Here is an 18,288-nt window from a genome sequence, read left to right as displayed (position 1 = left end):
TGAGCCCCTTTGCGTCCGGGCGCCTCCTCCGATAGGAAGCCGCCGATGGCAGCCGACAGACCGGTGAAGCGCAAGCGCAAGGGTTCGGGGACCACGGGGCAGGGCGGTGAGGTCGTGTTGCGGCAGCGGACCGATCCGCGGAGCGAGCGACGCTTCGAGCCAAAGGCGTCGCTCGAGCTCGGCCTCACGATGCTCGGCATGTCCGTCGCGGCGCTGCTGGCCGGGGCGGGTGTTTACGGCCAGTGGTTCCGGGGCGAAGACGCTGGCGCGCACCCGGCAGCCACGTACCTGCTCCTCGGCGCCCTGCTCCTCGGGGCGGCGGTGGGGCTCTTCGGTCAGTGGTCGATGAAGGCGCTTCGTGTCGGTGATGCCGGGGTGGGGCTGGAGAGCGGACCTGGCGAGATCGAGCGCATCGGCTGGCACGATGTCACGGGCCTGTTGCTCACGGAGACCGCGCTCACGGTCCAGGGCAGCGGCACGGCGATCGCCATCCCGCTGCGAGCACACCTCGCGGCGGCCGCGCGCGTGCTGGCCGAGGCGAGGGCGCGTATCCCCACGCGTGCGGCTGACATCAAGGAAGGCGCGCTGCCTCCGCCCGACGATGCCGCCGGCGAGGTGCGCCCGCTGGAGCCGCCGCAGGTCGCCGGCCTCCGCTGCAAGGCGACCGACAAGCTGATCGCCTTCGAGGCCGACGCTCGTCTCTGCGGCCGTTGCGGCGAGCACTACCACAAGGAAGGCGTCCCCCCTCGCTGCATCACCTGCGAAGCGCCTCTGCGCTGAGCGCTCTGATTTCATGGGGGCCGGGCAGCCGGCACCCCCTTCCGGGCCCTCCGCGTTACGCCCTCAGATCCCGAATCGCCCCGCGTGCTCCCGGAGGAACGCGATGTAGACGTCCGCCTCCTGGTGCGACGCCACCTCGCCCGCCTCGACCGCCTCCTCCAGCGCGCGCTTGATCTCGCCGATCCGCCGCGACGGCGGCAGCCCGAACGCATGCATGAGGGCGTCGCCGATGCCGCTCGGCAGCGGCGGCACCACCGCGTCCTCCGCCTGGACCTGGAGCACCCGCTCGGCGAGCTCGCTGATCTGCTTCAGCCCCTTCCGCTTCTTCTCGGGCCGCTTCGTGGTGATGTCCGCCCGCGACAGGTCGAGCACGTCCTTCAGGCAGCCGCCCATCTCCTTGGCGAACCGGCGCACCGCGCTGTCGGTCCACGACGCGTCGTACTGGCTCGCCCGGAGGTGGTGCAGGATCAGGAAGCGGATGCTGTTCTTCAGCGCATCCTCCTTCGTGAAGAGCGGCAGCCGCCGGTCGATCTTGTCGAACATCCGCGCGCCGACCTCGGCGTGACCGAAGAAGTGGACCTCGCCCGTCGGCGAGATGGAGCGCGTCCTCGTCTTGCCGATGTCGTGGAGCAGGGCCGCCCAGCGGACCTCGAGCCGCGGGACGGCCTGACGTACCACCTGCTTCGTGTGCTTCCAGACGTCCTTGTGGCGCCACTCCCCGTCGCCGAAGCCCACCATCGCCTCGACCTCGGGCAGCATCGCGGCGAGGGCGCCCGACTCGAGCAGGGCGTCGAGCCCGGCCTCGGCGTCGTCGCTCATCATGACCCGGTCGAGCAGCTTGCGGACATCGGGCAGGTAGGCGGCGGCCGCGGCCTTGAAGTCGGCGGGCCGCCCGGAGATCACCCTGGACGAGGCGCGTGGCTCGGCGCCCGCTTCGGGCTGCTCGACCTCCGCCTTCTCTGCTCGCTGGACGGCCCACTCGAGGGCCTCCATCGCCCGCTTCGGGCTCGCTTCCTGGGTGAGAATCTCCTGCACGCTGGCCTTCCACACTTTCGAGGTTACGGGGTCGCCCACGGGGCGCCGGCTGGCGCGGCCCGAACGGGGGTTCGCCGGTTTAGAGCCAGCCGCACCTTCGCGCAATGGTTCGTCGCGTTCGTCGCGTTCGTCGCTCGACGCCGCCGGATGACGTGCGTCCGCAGGCGATGGATGCGTCAGGTGCGGAGGAGCCGCCCCACGTGGTCCGTCTCCCAGGCGAGGGCCCGCTCGTAGTCGCGGAAGAGCCGCTCGCGGGCGAGGAACTGGGGCGGATGGAGCATCCGGCGCCCGTTGCCGTGGCTCGCCGGCATCACGTGGTGGATCATCTCGTGGTAGATGACGTAACAGATGAAGTAGCGGGGGACCCAGGGCCGGTCGAGCACCGGGTGGATGCGGATCAGCCGCTCGACCGCCGAGTAGCTCCCGAGCTTGATGGTGCGCCGCGGCTTCCGCGCCTTGGTCCGCTTGCCCCAGGTGATCAGCGCGTCGACCCCGCCGCCGAAGTACGCGTGGTTCAGCTTCTGGAACAGGATCAGCAGGTCGTGCGTCCGCCCCTGCGTCGAGAGCGGCGAGCTCACCGGCCGGCTCGCCCGGATGCGATGGCCGTTCTCGTCGATGTACTGGCCGACAACGAGCGAGGCGGCCCGGTCCTGGGTCACCACGTACCGGACGAGCGCCTCCTGGACGAGCGCCGGCGCGTCCAGGAACATGTGGTGGACGCGCGCCTGCAGGATGCCCTCCCGGAGCGAGGAGGAGATCATCTGCCGGTAGTTGTCGGTCACCGAGAGGAGGACCGGGCGCTTCTGGGCCAGCTCCAGCCGCCGGATGAGCGCCTGGCGCGCCCCCTCGTGCACGTAGATGTGCGGCTGGCCCGGCGGCAGATCGATGTCGATCGGATGATGACGGGGGTCCGGCACCCGGACGACCGCCCGGGAGACACGCGGCATCAGGGAAGTACGCGCCGCGCCCTTCCCACCGCTGCGCGACAGACGGCCTGGAGGGGGTTGAGCGAAGGGGAAGGCCATCTGTCCCGCCATCTCAATCCTCCTTATTTGGGCGTATTCTCGGGTGGGATCCTTGTCAAGCGAGCGGCCGAGAACATCGAAATCATTCGGATTTGTGACTATGTAAGCGGGTGGCCGGACCCTCCGGAGGGAGAGGGAGGGCGCCCCGGCCGCCGCTCGCCGGTGATCTGGATTTCCTCTGCAAATTCATGTGCTTGTAGTGAAGGCCACGAGCGCCTGCGCCGGTCGGGCCGCCTTCCGCCTCGGACGCGCGTCTTCTGCTCCTGCTCTCTCTCCCGCCATGACACGGCGCGCACGCAGCGCCTCGCTCATCGCGAGGCGAGCGCCCGGGGATCGAGGATCTGCGTCATGCGCCAGCGGCCCTGCGCGCGCTGGGAAGGCTCCGGCTCGAGGGCGACGACAAGGGCAGTACAGAAGCCGGCGGGGAGCAGCGCTGTCGCGCCCCGGCCGGGCGTGTCGACGAGCGTACGGACGAGGTGCTCCACGTTCGGCTGGTGCCCGACGAGCAGCGCGTCGGCGCCGCCTCGGGCGAGCGCGGCGACCAGCGAGCTCGGGAGCCCGGCGTCGAGCGCGAGCTCGTCCCGGAGCTCGACCTCCGGCGCGCCGCAGATCGGCGCCGCGATCTCGGCGGTCTCTCTCGCGCGCGCGAGGGGGCTCGCGAGCACCAGCGGCAGCGGGGCGCCGTCCCGGAGGCGGTGGAGCTCGAGCGAGACCCGCGCCACGCGCTCGCGGCCCTCGGGGGTGAGCCTCCGGTCCGCGTCGCGCCCGCTGGTCGCCCGCTCCTCCGCCGGGCCGTGCCGCATCACGTAGAGGTGCATGGCGTCGATGGCAGCCGGCGTCAGTTCGTCTTGCCCGGGGGACGGCGGGCGTCCTGGCCGGATGAGGCTGCCTCGCCGCGACCCTTCGCCTGCGCGGGGGCCTCGGCCGCGGCTCCGCCCTTCGGGCCGGGGCTCGCGGCGCCGTTCGTCGGGGCGGCCCCGCCGATGCGCGAGATGCCGTGCTTCGCGAGGACCATCGACTCGATCTTGTCGAGCACCGCCGGGTGCTGCTCGAGGTAGGTGCGGGCGTTCTCCCGGCCCTGACCGATGCGCTCGCCCTGGAACGAGAACCACGAGCCGCTCTTCTCGATGATGCTCGCCTCGGTCGCGAGGTCGATGACGTCGCCGCTGTGGCTGATGCCCTGGCCGTACAGGATGTCGAACTCCACCTCGCGGAACGGAGGAGCCATCTTGTTCTTCACGACCTTGACGCGGGTCCGGTTGCCGACGACCGCCGGCTCCTTGCCGCCCGCGGCGGCCTCCTTGATGGCGCCGATGCGGCGGATGTCGAGCCGGACCGAGGCGTAGAACTTGAGGGCGTTGCCGCCGCTCGTCGTCTCGGGGCTGCCGAACATGACGCCGATCTTCATCCGGATCTGGTTGATGAACATCAGCAGGCACTGCGAGCGCGAGGTCGTGCCGGTCAGCTTGCGGAGCGCCTGGCTCATCAGCCGGGCCTGGAGGCCGACGTGGCTGTCGCCCATGTCGCCCTCGATCTCGGCCTTGGGGACGAGCGCGGCGACCGAGTCGACGACGATGATGTCAACGGCGTTCGAGCGGACCAGCATGTCGGCGATCTCGAGCGCCTGCTCGCCGTAGTCGGGCTGGGAGATGAGCAGCTCGTCGGTCTTCACGCCGAGCTTCTTGGCGTAGTTCACGTCGAGGGCGTGCTCGGCGTCGATGAACGCCGCCGTCCCGCCCGCCCGCTGGACGGCCGCGATGGCGTGGAGGGTGAGGGTCGTCTTGCCGCTCGACTCCGGTCCGTAGACCTCGACGATGCGGCCGCGCGGGTAGCCGCCGATGCCGAGGGCGATGTCCAGGCCGAGCGAGCCGGTCGCCACGGCCGCGACCTCGTCGTGCAGCGTCTGCCCGTCCTTGAGGCGCATGATCGCCCCCTTGCCGTACTCCTTCTCGACGCTGGCGATCGCGAGCTCGAGGGCGGCAGACTTCTGCTTGGTGTTCTTCTCGTCACTCATGAGTACCTCGGGAGGGAGCGATAGGAGGGGGGCGACGGCGGGGGACCGCGGAGGTGGACCCACGGCGCGCAGGGCAACAGTTTCCGGCAGCTTTACTGTCCGGTTGTTCAGGAAGCAAGACCCCCGCATCCCGGATAGGACCGAAAACGTCCGAGCAGCGGGCTGGCCCGGCAGGCGCTCCGGAGGGCGGTGATGTCGCGGTCGGAAGCGGTTCCTGGTTGAGGTCGAGTCTCACAACCAGGGCAACAATCGTGATCGTCGTACACCGGGAGCACTGGCGGGCTCTTCAACTGTGGGCCACATCTTCCGCGTGGGGGGCGGGGGGCGCTTTTTCCCGGGGTTTTCCCTGGGCCGGTACGAACTCGTCCTGCGGGTGGCCGCAGGCGATGTGGGCGAGGTCTGGGCGGCGCGGCTGAGGCGGGAGCACGGGTTTCAGCGGCTCTTCGCGATCAAGGTGCTTCGCCCGGAGCTCTCGCCCGATCCCGACGCCGTGCGGACATTCCTCGACGAAGCCGCGCTGGCCGCGCGCATCAGGCACCCGAACGTGGTGCCCGTCGTGGATCTGGGCGAGACGGACGGCACGTTCTTCTACGTCATGGAGTGGGTGAGCGGGGAGCCGCTCTCGTCGGTGCTGCGCGCCGCGCGCAGGCGCCCGGCGCCGGTGCTCGTCGCGGCGAGGCTCGCCTACCAGATCTGCGCGGCCCTCGACGCCGCGCACGAGCTGCGAGACGAGGGCGGCAACCCACGGGAGCTCCTCCACTACGACGTCTCGCCGGACAACGTCCTCATCACGTCCGAGGGGCTCGTCCGCATGGTCGATTTCGGCATCGCGAAGCTCGAGGAAGGGCGGATGTCCGAGCGACGACCGCAGGCGCTGCGCGGCGACGGCGGGCGCGCTTTATCGGTGGGCGCGGCGGGTGCGGCGGGCGGCGAGGGGGGCGCGTTCCTGTTCCGGAGCAGCGCGCCGTACATGGCGCCGGAGCACATCCGGGGGCAGCCGTGCGATCGGCGGTCCGATCTCTTCGGGGTCGGGGTGCTCCTCTACGAGCTCCTGTCGGGCGCTCATCCCTTCCAGGCCGACGACAGCGAGAGCACGATGACCCACATCGCGAGCGAGCGGCCTGCCGCGCCGCTGTCGTCGCGGGCGGTCCCGTCCCGGCGCGGGTTCGCGGAGCGCCTGAGCGCGCCGCCTCCGCCCGAGCCGATCCCGCCTGCGCTCGATCGCCTCGTCTCCGAGGCGCTCGCCAAGTCGCCCACCGCGCGCACGGCGACGGCCGCGAAGCTCATGCGCGCGCTCGAGGAGGCGATCCCGGGCGCCGCGAACCCGGGCAACGACGCGCTCGTCGCCGGCTGGCTCGGACAGATCCTGGGCGACGCGTCCCACCTCCGCACGCAGCAGCTGCGCGCCGCGCTCGAGTCGCTCGATCCCGGGGACCGCTCGGCCGACGACGAGGTGGAGCCTCCGCCCGCCCCGCGGCGCTGGTTGCAGGCGCTGCTGGTGTTCGGGGCCGCCGTCCTCGGGGTCGCGCTCGCCGGGACCGCGGCGGTGAGGGACAGCCCGCTCCCTCCCGCCGCCGTCTCCGCGCCGGCCGGGCCGCGCCCATAGGGCGCCGCGGCGAGCGTCAGCTCGCCCCCACGTCGCCGAGCAGCGGCGACCACGCCGCTCCGGAGATGAGCCAGAGCTGGTGCGACGTCCGCGTCACAGCGACGTGGAGCCGCCGGCGGGCCTCGTGGTTCATCGGGTACGCCGCCGCGGTCGCGTCGGGCACGACGACGTAGTCGAACTCGAGCCCCTTCGCGCTGTCCACGTCGGTGACGTCGATGCCCGGCTCGAACGAGAACGCTCCCTCCAGCACGAGCCTCGCCTCCGGCAGCTCCTCGATCAGCGCGTGGAGCTCCCGCGCGGCGCCTGGGTCCCGCGCGATGACGGCCACCGAGGCGCGGGGCTCCCGCCCGACGAGATCGCGGAGCGCGCCGGCGAGGAACAGGTGCGCCTGCGCCTCGCTCGGGAAGCGGAAGAGCCCGACCGGCGCGCCGTCCCGGGCCGCGCGCGCGGGCGTCTCGGGCGCGAGCTCGCCGAGGAGCCGCCGCGCGAGCTCCGCCACCGGCTGCGGGCACCGGTACGACACCGCGAGGCGGCAGGTCGCCGCGTCGCCCACGCCGAGCGCCGCTCGCGCCGCGTCCCACCCGGCGAAGCTCGAGGAGGTCTGCTGCGCCTCGTCGCCGGCGAGCGTGACGCTGCGCGTCTCGCCAAGGAGCTTCCCCAGGACGAACAGCTCGAACAGCGAGAAGTCCTCGGCCTCGTCGAGCACGAGGTGCGACCACCCCGCCCCGTCCAGGCCGCGGCGAGCGGCGCGAAGGAAGAGCAGGATCGGCAGGTCGTCGACGTCGAGCGTCCCCGCGAGCTCGTCCGGCGTCCCTTCCGCGATGGCGCGGCCGTCGAGCGCCCGCTTCATCGAGGCCACGGTGATCGAGGCGAGCTGCCGGTCGAGGGGCTCGGCGATCTGCAGCAGGGTGTGCCGGACGGTCTCCTCGACGGCGCTCCTGGGGAGGTCCCCGCCCGAGGCGGCGACGACGCCCTCGAGGAACCCTCGATCCGTGAAGACGTCGGCGAGGCGGCGGCGCAGCCGCGGGAGCGTCGTGTTCGCCGGGGCGAGCCTGGCGAATCGCTCGCGCAGCGCACGGTAGAGCGCCGGGTGGCGCTTGAGGCTGGAGACGAGCGCCGGGGGATCGTCGCACAGGGCGATCGGCTTGCCGAAGACCTCGCGCGCGGTCGCCGACGACCAGGCGTCGAGCGTCTTCACCTGGGCTTCCCCCGCGCCGAGCGGCGAGAGCAGGCGGCGCGACAGCCGCGCGAGGCCCTCCTCGGGGACGACGACGTTCATGGCCGAGAGCGGGCAACGCGCCGGATCGAGCGCGGCGATCCGGGCGAGGCGGTGCAGCGCCACGGTCGTCTTTCCGCTCCCGGCGCTGCCGAGCACGAGGAGCGGCTGCTCGGGAGGCGCGCACACGGCGGCGTACTGGTCGGCGTCGAGCAGGGCGGTGACGTCCGCGGCCTTCGCGTGGTCCGGGGCGCCGGCGCCGACGCCGAGGCTCCCGGGGCGGGCGGCCGTGCCCGCGCCGCCCGGCTGCATGGCGAGCGCCGCGCGCTCCGCGAGGGTCCATCGCCCGTCGCCTCGCCGCGTCAGGACGAGGCCGTCGCCCACGATCCGGGTGAGGGCGCCGCGCTCCACGACGACGATGCGGCGCGCCTTCACCACGCCCTCGGCCACGCGCCCCGGGAAGGCCTCCTCGTACTCGTCGCCCTCGCGGTACCGGTAGAAGATCTGCGCCACCGGCGCGACGCGCCAGTCGAGGATGCGCACGTCGGCCGACGGATCCAGGAACGTCGCGTGGCCGAGCAGGTAGTCCTTCGCCCCTTTGCCCTCGTCGACCCGGAGGTGGGCGAGGTACGGGCAGAGCGGGTCGGGCAGCGCCTCCCTGGGCTCCTGTTCGATGAGGCGCTGCCGCACGCTCATCTCGAGGAGCACCGCCGGCAGATCGTCGGCCGAGGCCGCGGCGGCCTCGTCGCGGAGCTCCCGGAGCGCCGCGACGGACCTGAGCTCGCGCGGCGCGCGCCCGCCGACGCGCGCGGCGCGCTCCAGCGCCCTGTCCAGCGCGGCGCGCACGCGCTCGAGGAGCGTGGCCTCTTCCTCGAGGACGGCGCGCGCCTCGACGGGCAGATCAAGCGTGCTCTCCAGCATGATGGGCCTCCTTGCGCCCCTCGCCTCCGCGAGGGGTCGAGCTCGATGGGTGAATGGTTCGTTCACTTTTGAGGCGAGGCGAAGCGAAGATTACACGAAGAAGCTCCTGAGTCCGGCAAGGTGGTATTTCGAGTAACCGTGGACCGCTTCTCGGATGGCGTCCTCGTCCTCGAAGCGGGCGAGGGCGTTCACCATCGCCCTGACGAGGCCCTGGTAAATCTGGTCCAGGTTGAACCGCATCACCTCGGTCACCGAGAGGCATGGGTCGACGGCGCGGAAGTGCTCGATCGCCAGCGCGATGAGGCGTTCGACGGTCTCCTCGGAGAACCGCTCGTACCTGGAGCCGCCGGCGCGCCCCAGGAGGATCACGACGCGCAGCCTGTTCTCGATGCAGAAGCGGAGGAGCTCCTCGGAGATCAGGTGGTAGGCGGCCGTCGGCGGGAGCGCCCGGACGTCCTCCACGCCGTCGAGCGCCTTCACGCGGCGGCGCAGCAGGATCGTGAAGGCGCGGGCGAAGCCGTCGTCGACGAGCCTGTAGAAGAGCGCGTCCTTGTTCGCGAAGTACCGGTAGATGTTGCCCGTCGAGACGCCGGCCGCCCGGGCGATCTCGGCCATGGTCGCGCTCTCGTACCCCTTCCGCGCGAAGATCGTCAGCGCGGCGGAGGTGATGCTCTCCTGGACGTCGTCTTTGAGGTACTGCGCCATGGCGAATAATGAACGCGTCGTTCGCTTATAGCGATGGACGGCGGCCCGTCAAGCGAGCGGGCGGATCACGGCCTCAGGGGTCGACGGTGCCTTCGAGGATCGCGCGCGGGCCGTTGATGAGCATGAAGCTCGCCTCCTCCTCGCCGACCCTGGCGAAGAGGGCCTTGATGCCGTCGCGCACGTCGGGGACGTCCTTCGCGGCGTGGGCGTCGCTGCACGCGGCGTAGTAGTAGCCGGCCTCGAGCAGCTGCTCGGCGGCCCGGCGGGGAGTACGCCCGTACTTGCCGGTGAGCGCCGCGACGTCGAGGAGGAGCACCGCGCCCGCGTCGAGCAGCGGATCGAGCGAGGAGATGTCGTCGAAGACGGGCTCGTAGCGCTCCGGGTGGGCGATGACGGGGCGGAGCTTGCGGCGGCTGAGATCGAAGATCCGCTCCGCGGCCCGGGCGGGGAAGCTCCGGGTCGGGAACTCGACGAGCGCGGCGCGGCCGCCCGGGAAGGGGAGGGCGCTGCCGTCGAGGAGGCGCTGGAAGACGATATCGTCGAAGAAGTGCTCCGACGAGAGATCGAGCGCGGGCAGGTCGCGCGCGCCGGCCGCGGCCCGCAGCGCGGCGCAGGTCGCGTCGTAGGCGGCCTGGAGGCCCTGCCGGGTGTTGTCGAACATCCCGGGGCGCATGTGCGGCGTCGCCACGACGGTGTCGAACCCGGCGCCGCGGAGCGCGGTGAGGAGGGCGAGGCTCTCCTCGACGGTGCGGGCGCCGTCGTCGACGCCCGCGACCCAGTGGGAGTGCAGATCGATGAAGCCGCGCATCGTCGCTCCGAACTTAGCAAAGTTGGCCGCCCGCGTGCGCTGCGACCATCCTTCGCGTCGAGGAGGTGTTCGTGTCGCTCTCGTTATCGAACCAGCAGCTTGTGCCTCAGCTCGCGTCGGACGGCTGCGCTGGCGGCCAGCGCGGCGGCAGGCCGGGAGGCCGCGCAGAGCGCCCGGTCGATCCCGGCGCGCCCTCGGTCGATCAGGGCACACCGGCCCTGGATGAGGGGATCCCCACCTCCGAGCGGCGGCGCCGCCGCAGCGACGATCCCGTCACCGCGCTGCACTACCAGCTCTCGACGACCCGCGCCGAGGCGAACCTGGACGTCGTGGTCCTCGTGGACGACAGCGGCTGCCTCGTCGCCGGGGCGGGCGCGTGGCCGGCGTGTGAGGAGCTCGCCGCCTACGCCCCGCTCCTCGCCAACCCGGACGCCGTGCAGAGCGCGGCGGTCGGCTCGCGCATCGCCACGCTCACCGCCGACGTCGAGGTCCAGAGCCTCTCGGTGTCAGGCGGCGAGGTGCTGCTCTGCGGCCGTGGCGGCACGGCGGAGCGTGGCGCCTCCATTGCCCGGGCCGCTGCGGGGTGCTTGCGCATCCTCCGCGCCGCCTGAGCGGCCGCGCCGCCGCAGGCTGAGCGGTCGCTGCGCCACAGGCTGAGCGGTCGCTGCGCCACAGGCTGGGCGGCGTCGTGACGCAGCTGGGCGCTCGCGACGCCGCAGGCCGGGCGCTCGCGCCCCCCCGGTTCGTGCTACAAGGGGCCGCGGCCTCAGGTCGCGCGCAATGCCCGGCTCGCTCGCACCCCCTCGGAACAGCCCGCCCGCCGCCGACGCGTCCCTTCAGGCAGACCACGCCGGTCTGGCCCCGTTGCTCGCCTCCCGCAGGGTGATCCTCTGCGTCGGCTGCGGCGGCGTCGGCAAGACGACCACGACTGCAGCGCTCGGCCTGGCCGCTGCCCGCCGCGGCAAGCGCGTCCTTTGCCTGACGATCGATCCGGCGCGCCGGCTATCCCAGAGCCTCGGGCTCGAGGAGATGACGACGGAGGCGCAGACGATCGAGCCCGCCCGCTTCGCCAGGGCGGGGGTCGACGTGCCCGGCTCGATGACGGTCATGATGCTCGACACAAAGTCGACCTTCGACGGCCTCGTCGCGTCGCTCGCCCCCACGCCCGAGCAGCGCGACCGGATCCTCGGCAACGTCCTCTACAAGTACATCTCCACGTCGCTCGCGGGCACGCAGGAGTACATGGCGATGGAGAAGCTCTACGCCGTCAGGAGCGACCCGAGCTACGACCTCGTCCTGCTCGACACGCCGCCCACGGCGAACGCGCTGGATTTCCTCGACGCGCCGGAGCGCCTCGTCGGCGCCATCGACGGCGCGGCGACGCGGTGGTTCGTGCAGGCCTTCCAGAGCTCCGGCAAGCTCTCGCTCAACCTGCTGGCGCGCTCGACCGCCGCGGTGCTGCGGGGCATCGGCAAGCTGACCGGCAGCGGCTTCCTCGAGCAGATCGCGGCGTTCATCAGCGAGATGAACGCGGTCTTCGGCGGCTGGAAGCAGCGGGCGGACGCGGTTGCATCGGCGCTCCGCGGCCCCGACGTGGCCTACGTGCTCGTCACGACGCCCGATCCGCTCTGCGTGCGCGAGGTGCTGTACTTCGCCGATCGCCTGCGCGAGCAGCAGATGCATCGCGACGCGTTCGTCGTGAACCGCGTCCACCCGGTGTACGGCGCGCTCCCCGGCGTCGGCGAGATCGCCGCCGCGCTCGACGGGAGCGGCCTTGGGCTCGCCTCCGGCGCCGCGGCGCGCCTGCTTCAGGCCGCCAAGGACGAGAGCCGCATGGGCAAGCTCGATCAGCTGAACCTGATCGCCCTCGAGGCGGCGCTCGAAGACGAGCAGAGCGCCGGCAGCGTCCGCGTCGACGTCCCGGCGTTCCCGTACGACATCCACGACGTGGCCGGCCTCGCGAGGATCGCCGACGTGCTGGCGCCGCTGCCCGGGGCGGCTGGGTAGCCACAGGGGCAGCTCGTCGGTCCTTCTGGCTGCCCTGGGGTAACTCGGAACGGTCTGTGAGGAGGCAGCTGGGCTGCCCCCGGCCTACCCCCGCCGCCTGCGCTCCTTGTACTTCACACGGACCGGCACGCCCTCCAGCCCGAACGCCTGCCGGAGCTGGTTCGCCACGTAGCGTCGGTAGCTGAAGTGGAGTTTGTCGGGATCGCTCGCGACGACGACGAACAGCGGCGGCGACGTCTCGGCTTGCGTGACGAAGAACAGGCGGGGCGCGCGCCCGCCGTGCGTCGGCGGCGGGTGCGTGAGCAGGATCTGCTCGAAGAAGCGGTTGAGCTCCCCGGTGGGCACGCGCTTCCGGTAGGCGTCGGCCACCTGGGCCACGCTCTCGATGAGCTTCGCCACGCCGCGCCCGCTGCGCGCGCTCACGTGCGCGATCGGCGCCCACGGCACGAACGAGAGCTTGTCGCGGGCGTCCTGCTCCGCCTTCGCGAGCGCCTTGCGATCGAGGAGATCGATCTTGTTGAGGCCGATCACGACGCCGCACCCGCGATCGACCGCGAGGCCGAGGATCTTCGCGTCCTGCTCGGCCACGCCCTCGGCCGCGTCGCAGAGCAGGAGCACGACCTCCGCCCGCTCCATGGCGCGGATCGCGTGGATCACGCTGACCGCCTCGACGGCGCTGTCCTCCTTCGTCACCTTCGCCTTGCGCCGGATGCCGGCCGTGTCGATGAGCAAGAACCGCTTCCCGTCGCGCTCGGCCAGCGTGTCGATCGGATCGCGTGTCGTGCCCGGCTGCGCGTCGACCAGCATGCGCTCCTCGCCCGCGATGCGGTTGACGAGCGACGACTTCCCCGCGTTGGGCCGCCCGATGATCGCGATGCGGAGCGCCCCCTCGGCCGACTCCTCGGGCGCCGGGGGCTCCTCGGGGAGCGCCGCCTCGATGGCCATCTCCAGATCCGAGATGCCGCGGCCATGGAGGGCGCTGATCGGGATGAGCCGATCCATCCCGAGGCGGTACAGCTCCGCCGCCTCCGCCTCGGCCCGCGGCGAGTCCGCCTTGTTGGCGACGTAGATCACGGGCTTGCCCGCGCGGCGCAGCAGGCCGAGCTCGGCGTGCTCGGACGGCGTGACCGGCGTCACGGCGTCGAGCACGCACACGATGACGTCGGCCTCGGCGATGGCGAGGTCGATCTGCCGCTTGATCCCCTGCCGCATGGGATCATCGCTCTCGGGGTCGAACCCGCCCGTGTCGACGAGCGTGAAGCGCCGTCCCCGCGAGGTGACGTCGCCGTAGTGGCGATCGCGGGTCACCCCGGGCTCGTCGTGCACGATCGCGACGCGCTTGCCGATCAGCCGGTTGAACAGCGTGCTCTTGCCGGTGTTGGGCCGCCCGACCAGCGCCACGATCCCGGCCGACGGGGGCGGCGCAGGCGCATCGGCCGCGGCGTCCTCGGCGGCCGCGATGGCCTCCTCGGCCAGGTCCGCCGTGAGCTCCTTCCTGTCCTGCGCCGCCTCGTGGCCGATCGGCTCGGCGAGAGCACGGGCCTTGCTCGGGCCTGATCTGCTGCCCCTCTTCGATCCGGCGGCGCTCTTGGCGGGCGCCGCCGCGCTCTTTCCGCGAGCAGCAGGGCCCTTGCCGGGGGCCGCCGCGCTCTTTCCGTGAGCGGCAGCGCCCTTCCCGGAGGCGGCAGCGCCCTTCCTGGGAGCGACGCCGCCCCTCTTCTTCTCGTTCTCGGGGGCGTCGCCCTTCTTCGCCGTCCGCCCGCCTCCGGCGGCTCCCTGGCTGCGTTTGTTCGATCTGGAAAGGGCTGGCTTTGCCGCACTCACGAGGTCTCTCCCTTGTTGTAACCGAGCTCGTCCAGCCGCTCCCGCGACTCACGCCACTCCGGCGTCACCCGGACCCAGAGCTTGAGGTTCACCTGCCGGCCGACGAGCTCCTCTATCCGGAGCCGAGCCTCCGTGCCGATGCGCTTCAGCTGCTCCGCGCCGGCGCCGATCAGGATCTTCTTCTGCCCGGGCCGCTCCACGTGGATGGTCGCGTCGATGTGCAGCGCGCCCTCGCCTGTCGGCTCGACGTAGCGCTCGATCTGCACGGCGCTCGCGTGGGGCACCTCGGCCTTCGTCGCGCGCAGGATCTGCTCGCGCACGTACTCGGCGGCGAAGAAGCGCGTCGGCCTGTCGGTGAGCTCATCGGGCGCGAAGCCCCAGTCCCCCTCGGGACAGAGCTTCGCCACCTCGTCGAGCACGCGCTGGACGCCGTCCTCGCGCAGCGCCGAGATGGGGACGATCGCCGCGAACTCCCGGAGCTTGGCGAACGCGTCGAGGAGCGGCAAGAGCAGCGCCTTGTCCCGCATCCGGTCGACCTTGTTGAGCACGAACACCACCGGCGCCTCGCTCCCCAGGTCCGCGAGCAACGTCAGATCGCTCGGGTGCGGCGCGAGCGGCGGGCCGTCCTCCCCCTCCTTCACGCGCCGCGGCAGGCGCGCGGGATCCGGCGCTTCGGTCACGAACACGATCACGTCGGCGCCCCGCGCCGCCTCGCGCGCCGCCTGGTTCATCACGCGCCCGAGCTCCGTGCGCGGCCGGTGCAGGCCGGGCGTGTCGAGCAGCGCGATCTCCGCCGGGCCGTGGTGCACGACCCCGAGGATCGCGTCGCGCGTCGTCTGCGGCGTCGGCGAGACGATCGCGAGCGGATGGCCGAGCGCCGCGTTCAGCAGCGTCGATTTGCCCACGTTGGGGCGCCCGACCAGCGCCACCCGCCCGGATCGTTTCGGCAGCGAGGCGTCGGTCTCCTCCGTCCGCCTCGGCTCGGCCGCCTTCCTGCGCTGCTGGGCGGCGCCTCGGCTGGCGGGCCTCCCGTCCGGGAGTGGTCGACCCTCCGCGCCGCTTCCCGCGCGGGACCCGCGCCCTGCCCGGCCGCGGGCCGCGCCGGAGGAGCGCGCCGCGGAGCCCTTCTGCTTGGCCGTCTTCTCCCCCTCGCCCCGCCCGGCAGCGCGCGCCGCGCCAGCCCGCCGCTCCTTCTCCTTGCCCGGCTCGGCAGCGCGCGTCGCGCCGGCCCGCCGCTCCTTCTCCTTGCCCGGCTCGGCAGCGCGCGTCGCGCCGCCCTGCTCGCTCGCGCGTCGCGGTTTGTCGTCGGCGTGCGCCTGATTTTCGCGCCGGGGAGGGCGGCCTCGCGGGATCGCCGCGTCGCTCGCCCGGGGGGCTTCGCTGGATTGCGCTCCTCGGCGGCTGCCTCGGCTGTCTTTCTTGGCAGGACGGGGGCCGCGGGAAGCCGAGGCGGGCTTCGGCGCCTGCGGGCGCGCTTTCGCGCCCTGGGGCGCGCTCTGGGGACGGGCTTTCACCACGCCGCGCGCGATAGCAGACGCCCAGGGGGGCTACAAACGCTTCCCCACGATCCGTGGTCACGCGCGCGCGAAGGCGGTAAGGGGATGCCCTGCATGTCGAGCGTCCACCGAGGGGACCCACAGCGCGGAGCCCCGCCCGCCGCCCCCGACCCGCACGCGAGCGGCGCCCCACCCCGCGCCGAGGTGCCCCCTCTCGAGGTGCGCTCGGCTGAGATCGGCGACGTGCCGGCCATGGACCGCGACCGCGCGGCCGCCGGGCGCGGGCGCGCCGGCCTCGCGAGGCTCGCGGCCCTCGCGCTCGCGGCCCTCGCGCTGCTGCCCCTCGTCGGCAAGAGCGGCATCTGGGACCCCTACGAGCTCGACCGTGCCGACCTGGCTCGCCGGATCGCCATCCACGTCTTCGGCGCGCGCGGCGTGGATCTCCCCGACGCTCCCGGGCAGCTGCCGACCCTGACCGATCTCGGCATGGGCGAGCTCGGGTTCACCTCCATGGCGCTCGGCTTCCGCGTGTTCGGTCTGCACGACTGGGCCGGGCGCCTCCCGCTCGCGCTGTGGGGGCTCGCCGGCGCGCTCGTGCTCTACGAGTTCCTCGCGCGCCTCGTCGATCGAAGGGCCGGCCTGTACGGCGTCGCGGTGGTCGTGACGATGCCGCTCTACGTGATGCAGGCGCGCACCCTGCTCGGCGACATCGTCACGATGGCCGCGCTCACGATGGCGTTCTGCGGGCTGACCGGCGCGCTGCTCGAGGGCGGGCGAGGGGCGCAGCGCGGCGCCCTGCTCGCGTCGGCCGCGTGGCTCGCCGTGGGGATCCTCGGCGTCGTCGCCGGATACCTCAGCCGCGGCCTGCTGATCGGGGTCGCAGTCCCCGCGCTCGGCGCCGGCCTGACCTGGCTCCTGCTCCGGACGTCCGGCGCCTGGCCCGCGCCGGAAGGCCGGGGGCCCACGCTGGGCGACCTCGTGGGCGCCGCCGCGCTGGTGCTCGGCGTCGCGGCGGCGGCGCAGGGCGCCCTCGTGCTCGCGAGCTCGAGCGCCGGCGAGCCGCTCCCCCGCGCCCTCGGCGTGGCGCTCCTCAAGAAGCCGCCTGTCGAGTCCACGTTCGATCTCACGCTGCGCCAGCTCGGCCACGCCCTCTTTCCGTGGAGCGCCTTCCTGCCGTTCGCCGTCGGCCGGCTCTTCCGAGCCCCCGCCGCGGACCGAGCGGGCGAGGTCGTCGCCCCTCTCCTCGATCGCGAGGCCGGCGTCCGGATCGCCCTGATCGTCACGTCTGCGCTCGCCTACGGCGCCTTCACGGTCCTCGCGCCGCACGCCGGGGCGCTCCCGTTCAGCGGCCCCGCGCTCCTCGCCGCCATCGCCGCGCTCGCCATCCGCGATCTCGAGCGCGGCGCCCCCTCCTCGCGAGCGCTCGCCGTCGGCTGCGCCGTGCTCGCCTTCGTCCTCTACCGCGATCTCGTCACCTCACCGGACAGGGCGCTCAGCGTCTTCTCGGTCGACAAGCCCGTCTTCCCGAAGAGCTTCGAGGGCGAAGCGGCCTCGGCGATGCGCTTCGTCCTGCTCGCGTTCGCCGGCCTCGTCGCGCTCACCTGGTTCGAAGAGCAGCCCCGCGAGCTCGATCGCAGCTTCAGCGCGTGGGCGCGGCGCGTCCTCGACGAGGTGCACGCCGGCGCCGCGGAGCTCGCTCGCATCTGGAACGGCAACCTGCTCTTCCTGCTGATCGTCATCGAGGCGGCGCTCGTCGGCGTCGGCGCGATGCTCTTCGTCGGCAAGCGCATCGGGTGGGGCACCGTGGCGAGGATGCCGAACCACCTCGCCGCGTACGGGATGAACGCCTGGTGGGCGCTGCCCATGCTGATGGCGGCGAGCCCCGTGCTGCTCCTCGTGGCGCGCGACGCGTTCCGCCACGCCGTCGCGCGCGCCTCCCTCCCGCGCGCCGTCGGCACGCCGCTCGCCGGCCTCGTCGCCGGCTTCGCGCTGAGCTTCTGGTACTATCCGGCGCTCGCGGCCCAGCTCTCGCCGAAGGAGGTCTTCGCGTCCTACGAGTCCCTTCGCAAGCCCGGCGAGCCGCTCGCGACGCTCGGCGTCCGGAGCCGCACGGCGGCCTATTACCAGGGCGGCGAGGTCACCTCGTTCACCGATGTCCTGGAGGCGTTCGACTGGCTCACCGCGGGGAGCTCGGTGGACGGCGCCGCCGCTCCGGTCGATCCCGCCGCTCGCCGCTGGCTCGTCGTGAAGTCCGACGATCTGCCCCGGTTGAACAGCCTCTTTCGCAAGCGCTACCGGCGCAACCTGCCCGTCCTCGACGGCCGCTCCAGCCAGATCCTCCTTGCGTCGAACGAGCTCGGGGGCAGGCCGAACGAGAGCTGGCTCGGCCGTATCGTCCTCGACGAGCCCGCCGCTCCCGAGAACCCGCTCGACGCGATGCTCGAGGATCAGCTGGAGGTGCTCGGCTGGGAGCTCACCGACGGCGACGGCCAGAAGGTCTCGAGCGTCGTCCCTCAGAAGAGCTACCACCTGCGAACTTACTTCCGGGTCCACCGGCCGATCACCGGCAACTGGAAGATGTTCGTTCACATCGACGGGTTCCAGCGTCGATACAACGGCGACCATCCCGTGCTCGAGGGGCGCTACCCGCTGAGCCTGTGGCAGCCGGGCGACGTCGTCGTGGACGACCACGAGCTCCAGCTCGAGCCCAACTTCACCCCGGGCGACTATACGCTCTACTTCGGCCTCTTCGCCGGTGAGACGCGCTTTCAGGTGACGCGCGGGCCGGAACACGAGGACCGCATCCGCGGCGGCGTCATCCGCGTGCGGTGAGCTGCCCTCGTGGGCTTCC

The 18,288-nt window shown here is 72.6% G+C and carries 14 protein-coding genes; 5 read left to right on the top strand and 9 right to left on the bottom strand.

Features of this window, described 5'->3' with window-relative positions:
- Positions 1 to 45: 45 nt before the first annotated feature.
- Positions 46 to 780, top strand: a complete 735-nt coding sequence (locus tag WME73_RS33125) for a hypothetical protein (protein WP_437912106.1) — start codon at positions 46 to 48, stop codon at positions 778 to 780.
- 63 nt (positions 781 to 843) lie between these two features.
- On the opposite strand, the gene WME73_RS33120 is transcribed toward WME73_RS33125, so the two are convergent.
- The 4 genes from WME73_RS33120 to recA all read right to left on the bottom strand — a co-directional run bounded on the left by WME73_RS33120 (position 844) and on the right by recA (position 4,854).
- A complete protein-coding gene (locus WME73_RS33120) occupies positions 844 to 1,815 on the bottom strand; it encodes an HDIG domain-containing metalloprotein (RefSeq protein WP_437851298.1) in 972 nt (323 codons plus the stop codon).
- A 176-nt stretch (positions 1,816 to 1,991) separates the two neighbouring features.
- On the bottom strand, positions 1,992 to 2,762 hold the full coding sequence (locus tag WME73_RS33115; protein ID WP_437912105.1) for a hypothetical protein: 771 nt from the start codon (positions 2,760 to 2,762) through the stop codon (positions 1,992 to 1,994).
- Between the two features lie 386 nt (positions 2,763 to 3,148).
- Complete coding sequence (locus WME73_RS33110; protein WP_437912104.1) at positions 3,149 to 3,658, bottom strand: SixA phosphatase family protein; 510 nt, start codon at positions 3,656 to 3,658, stop codon at positions 3,149 to 3,151.
- 20 nt (positions 3,659 to 3,678) lie between these two features.
- On the bottom strand, positions 3,679 to 4,854 hold the full coding sequence (gene recA, locus WME73_RS33105; RefSeq protein WP_437740340.1) for a recombinase RecA: 1,176 nt from the start codon (positions 4,852 to 4,854) through the stop codon (positions 3,679 to 3,681).
- Between the two features lie 373 nt (positions 4,855 to 5,227).
- Here recA and WME73_RS33100 point away from each other — a divergent pair, with 373 nt between their 5' ends.
- Positions 5,228 to 6,460: a serine/threonine-protein kinase gene (locus tag WME73_RS33100; protein WP_437740339.1), complete on the top strand. Its 1,233-nt coding sequence runs from the start codon at positions 5,228 to 5,230 to the stop codon at positions 6,458 to 6,460.
- 16 nt (positions 6,461 to 6,476) lie between these two features.
- Here the strand turns inward: WME73_RS33100 and WME73_RS33095 are convergent, their stop codons facing one another.
- From WME73_RS33095 to WME73_RS33085, 3 genes are all read right to left on the bottom strand, one after another.
- The gene (locus tag WME73_RS33095) at positions 6,477 to 8,597 is read right to left on the bottom strand and encodes an ATP-binding domain-containing protein (protein WP_437912103.1); all 2,121 of its coding nucleotides are present in this window, start codon (positions 8,595 to 8,597) and stop codon (positions 6,477 to 6,479) included.
- Positions 8,598 to 8,687: 90 nt separating this feature from the next.
- Positions 8,688 to 9,302 carry a TetR/AcrR family transcriptional regulator gene (locus WME73_RS33090; RefSeq protein ID WP_437740337.1) on the bottom strand — a complete coding sequence of 205 codons (615 nt, stop codon included), beginning with the start codon at positions 9,300 to 9,302 and terminating at the stop codon, positions 8,688 to 8,690.
- 73 nt (positions 9,303 to 9,375) lie between these two features.
- The gene (locus WME73_RS33085; RefSeq protein ID WP_437740336.1) at positions 9,376 to 10,110 is read right to left on the bottom strand and encodes a tyrosine-protein phosphatase; all 735 of its coding nucleotides are present in this window, start codon (positions 10,108 to 10,110) and stop codon (positions 9,376 to 9,378) included.
- A 71-nt stretch (positions 10,111 to 10,181) separates the two neighbouring features.
- Here WME73_RS33085 and WME73_RS33080 point away from each other — a divergent pair, with 71 nt between their 5' ends.
- Positions 10,182 to 10,721, top strand: a complete 540-nt coding sequence (locus WME73_RS33080; RefSeq protein ID WP_437740335.1) for a hypothetical protein — start codon at positions 10,182 to 10,184, stop codon at positions 10,719 to 10,721.
- Positions 10,722 to 10,974: 253 nt separating this feature from the next.
- On the top strand, positions 10,975 to 12,117 hold the full coding sequence (locus tag WME73_RS33075) for an ArsA family ATPase (RefSeq protein WP_437740334.1): 1,143 nt from the start codon (positions 10,975 to 10,977) through the stop codon (positions 12,115 to 12,117).
- An 84-nt stretch (positions 12,118 to 12,201) separates the two neighbouring features.
- Here the strand turns inward: WME73_RS33075 and der are convergent, their stop codons facing one another.
- Positions 12,202 to 13,941 carry a ribosome biogenesis GTPase Der gene (gene der / locus WME73_RS33070; RefSeq protein WP_437912102.1) on the bottom strand — a complete coding sequence of 580 codons (1,740 nt, stop codon included), beginning with the start codon at positions 13,939 to 13,941 and terminating at the stop codon, positions 12,202 to 12,204.
- Positions 13,938 to 14,870: a GTPase Era gene (gene era / locus WME73_RS33065; RefSeq protein WP_437543025.1), complete on the bottom strand. Its 933-nt coding sequence runs from the start codon at positions 14,868 to 14,870 to the stop codon at positions 13,938 to 13,940. Before era ends, der begins: the two co-directional genes overlap by 4 nt.
- 819 nt (positions 14,871 to 15,689) lie before the next feature.
- Here era and WME73_RS33060 point away from each other — a divergent pair.
- Positions 15,690 to 18,269, top strand: a complete 2,580-nt coding sequence (locus WME73_RS33060; RefSeq protein WP_437912101.1) for a glycosyltransferase family 39 protein — start codon at positions 15,690 to 15,692, stop codon at positions 18,267 to 18,269.
- Positions 18,270 to 18,288 lie beyond the last annotated feature (19 nt).

The sequence above is a fragment of the Sorangium sp. So ce302 genome (genome assembly GCF_051530145.1).
Classification (GTDB): domain Bacteria; phylum Myxococcota_A; class Polyangia; order Polyangiales; family Polyangiaceae; genus Sorangium; species Sorangium cellulosum_B.
Note: the sequence above shows the minus strand (reverse complement) of the source record. Positions and strands in the feature narration are given on the sequence as shown.

What these genes read in the sequence shown, in the direction of transcription:
- WME73_RS33090 (WP_437740337.1), bottom strand. Translation starts at nt 9,302, where the DNA reads ATGGCGCAGTACCTCAAAGACGACGTCCAGGAGAGCATCACCTCCGCC.
- recA (WP_437740340.1), bottom strand. Translation starts at nt 4,854, where the DNA reads ATGAGTGACGAGAAGAACACCAAGCAGAAGTCTGCCGCCCTCGAGCTC.
- WME73_RS33110 (WP_437912104.1), bottom strand. Translation starts at nt 3,658, where the DNA reads ATGCACCTCTACGTGATGCGGCACGGCCCGGCGGAGGAGCGGGCGACC.
- WME73_RS33060 (WP_437912101.1), top strand. Translation starts at nt 15,690, where the DNA reads ATGGACCGCGACCGCGCGGCCGCCGGGCGCGGGCGCGCCGGCCTCGCG.
- WME73_RS33125 (WP_437912106.1), top strand. Translation starts at nt 46, where the DNA reads ATGGCAGCCGACAGACCGGTGAAGCGCAAGCGCAAGGGTTCGGGGACC.
- WME73_RS33095 (WP_437912103.1), bottom strand. Translation starts at nt 8,597, where the DNA reads ATGCTGGAGAGCACGCTTGATCTGCCCGTCGAGGCGCGCGCCGTCCTC.
- WME73_RS33085 (WP_437740336.1), bottom strand. Translation starts at nt 10,110, where the DNA reads ATGCGCGGCTTCATCGATCTGCACTCCCACTGGGTCGCGGGCGTCGAC.
- WME73_RS33115 (WP_437912105.1), bottom strand. Translation starts at nt 2,762, where the DNA reads ATGCCGCGTGTCTCCCGGGCGGTCGTCCGGGTGCCGGACCCCCGTCAT.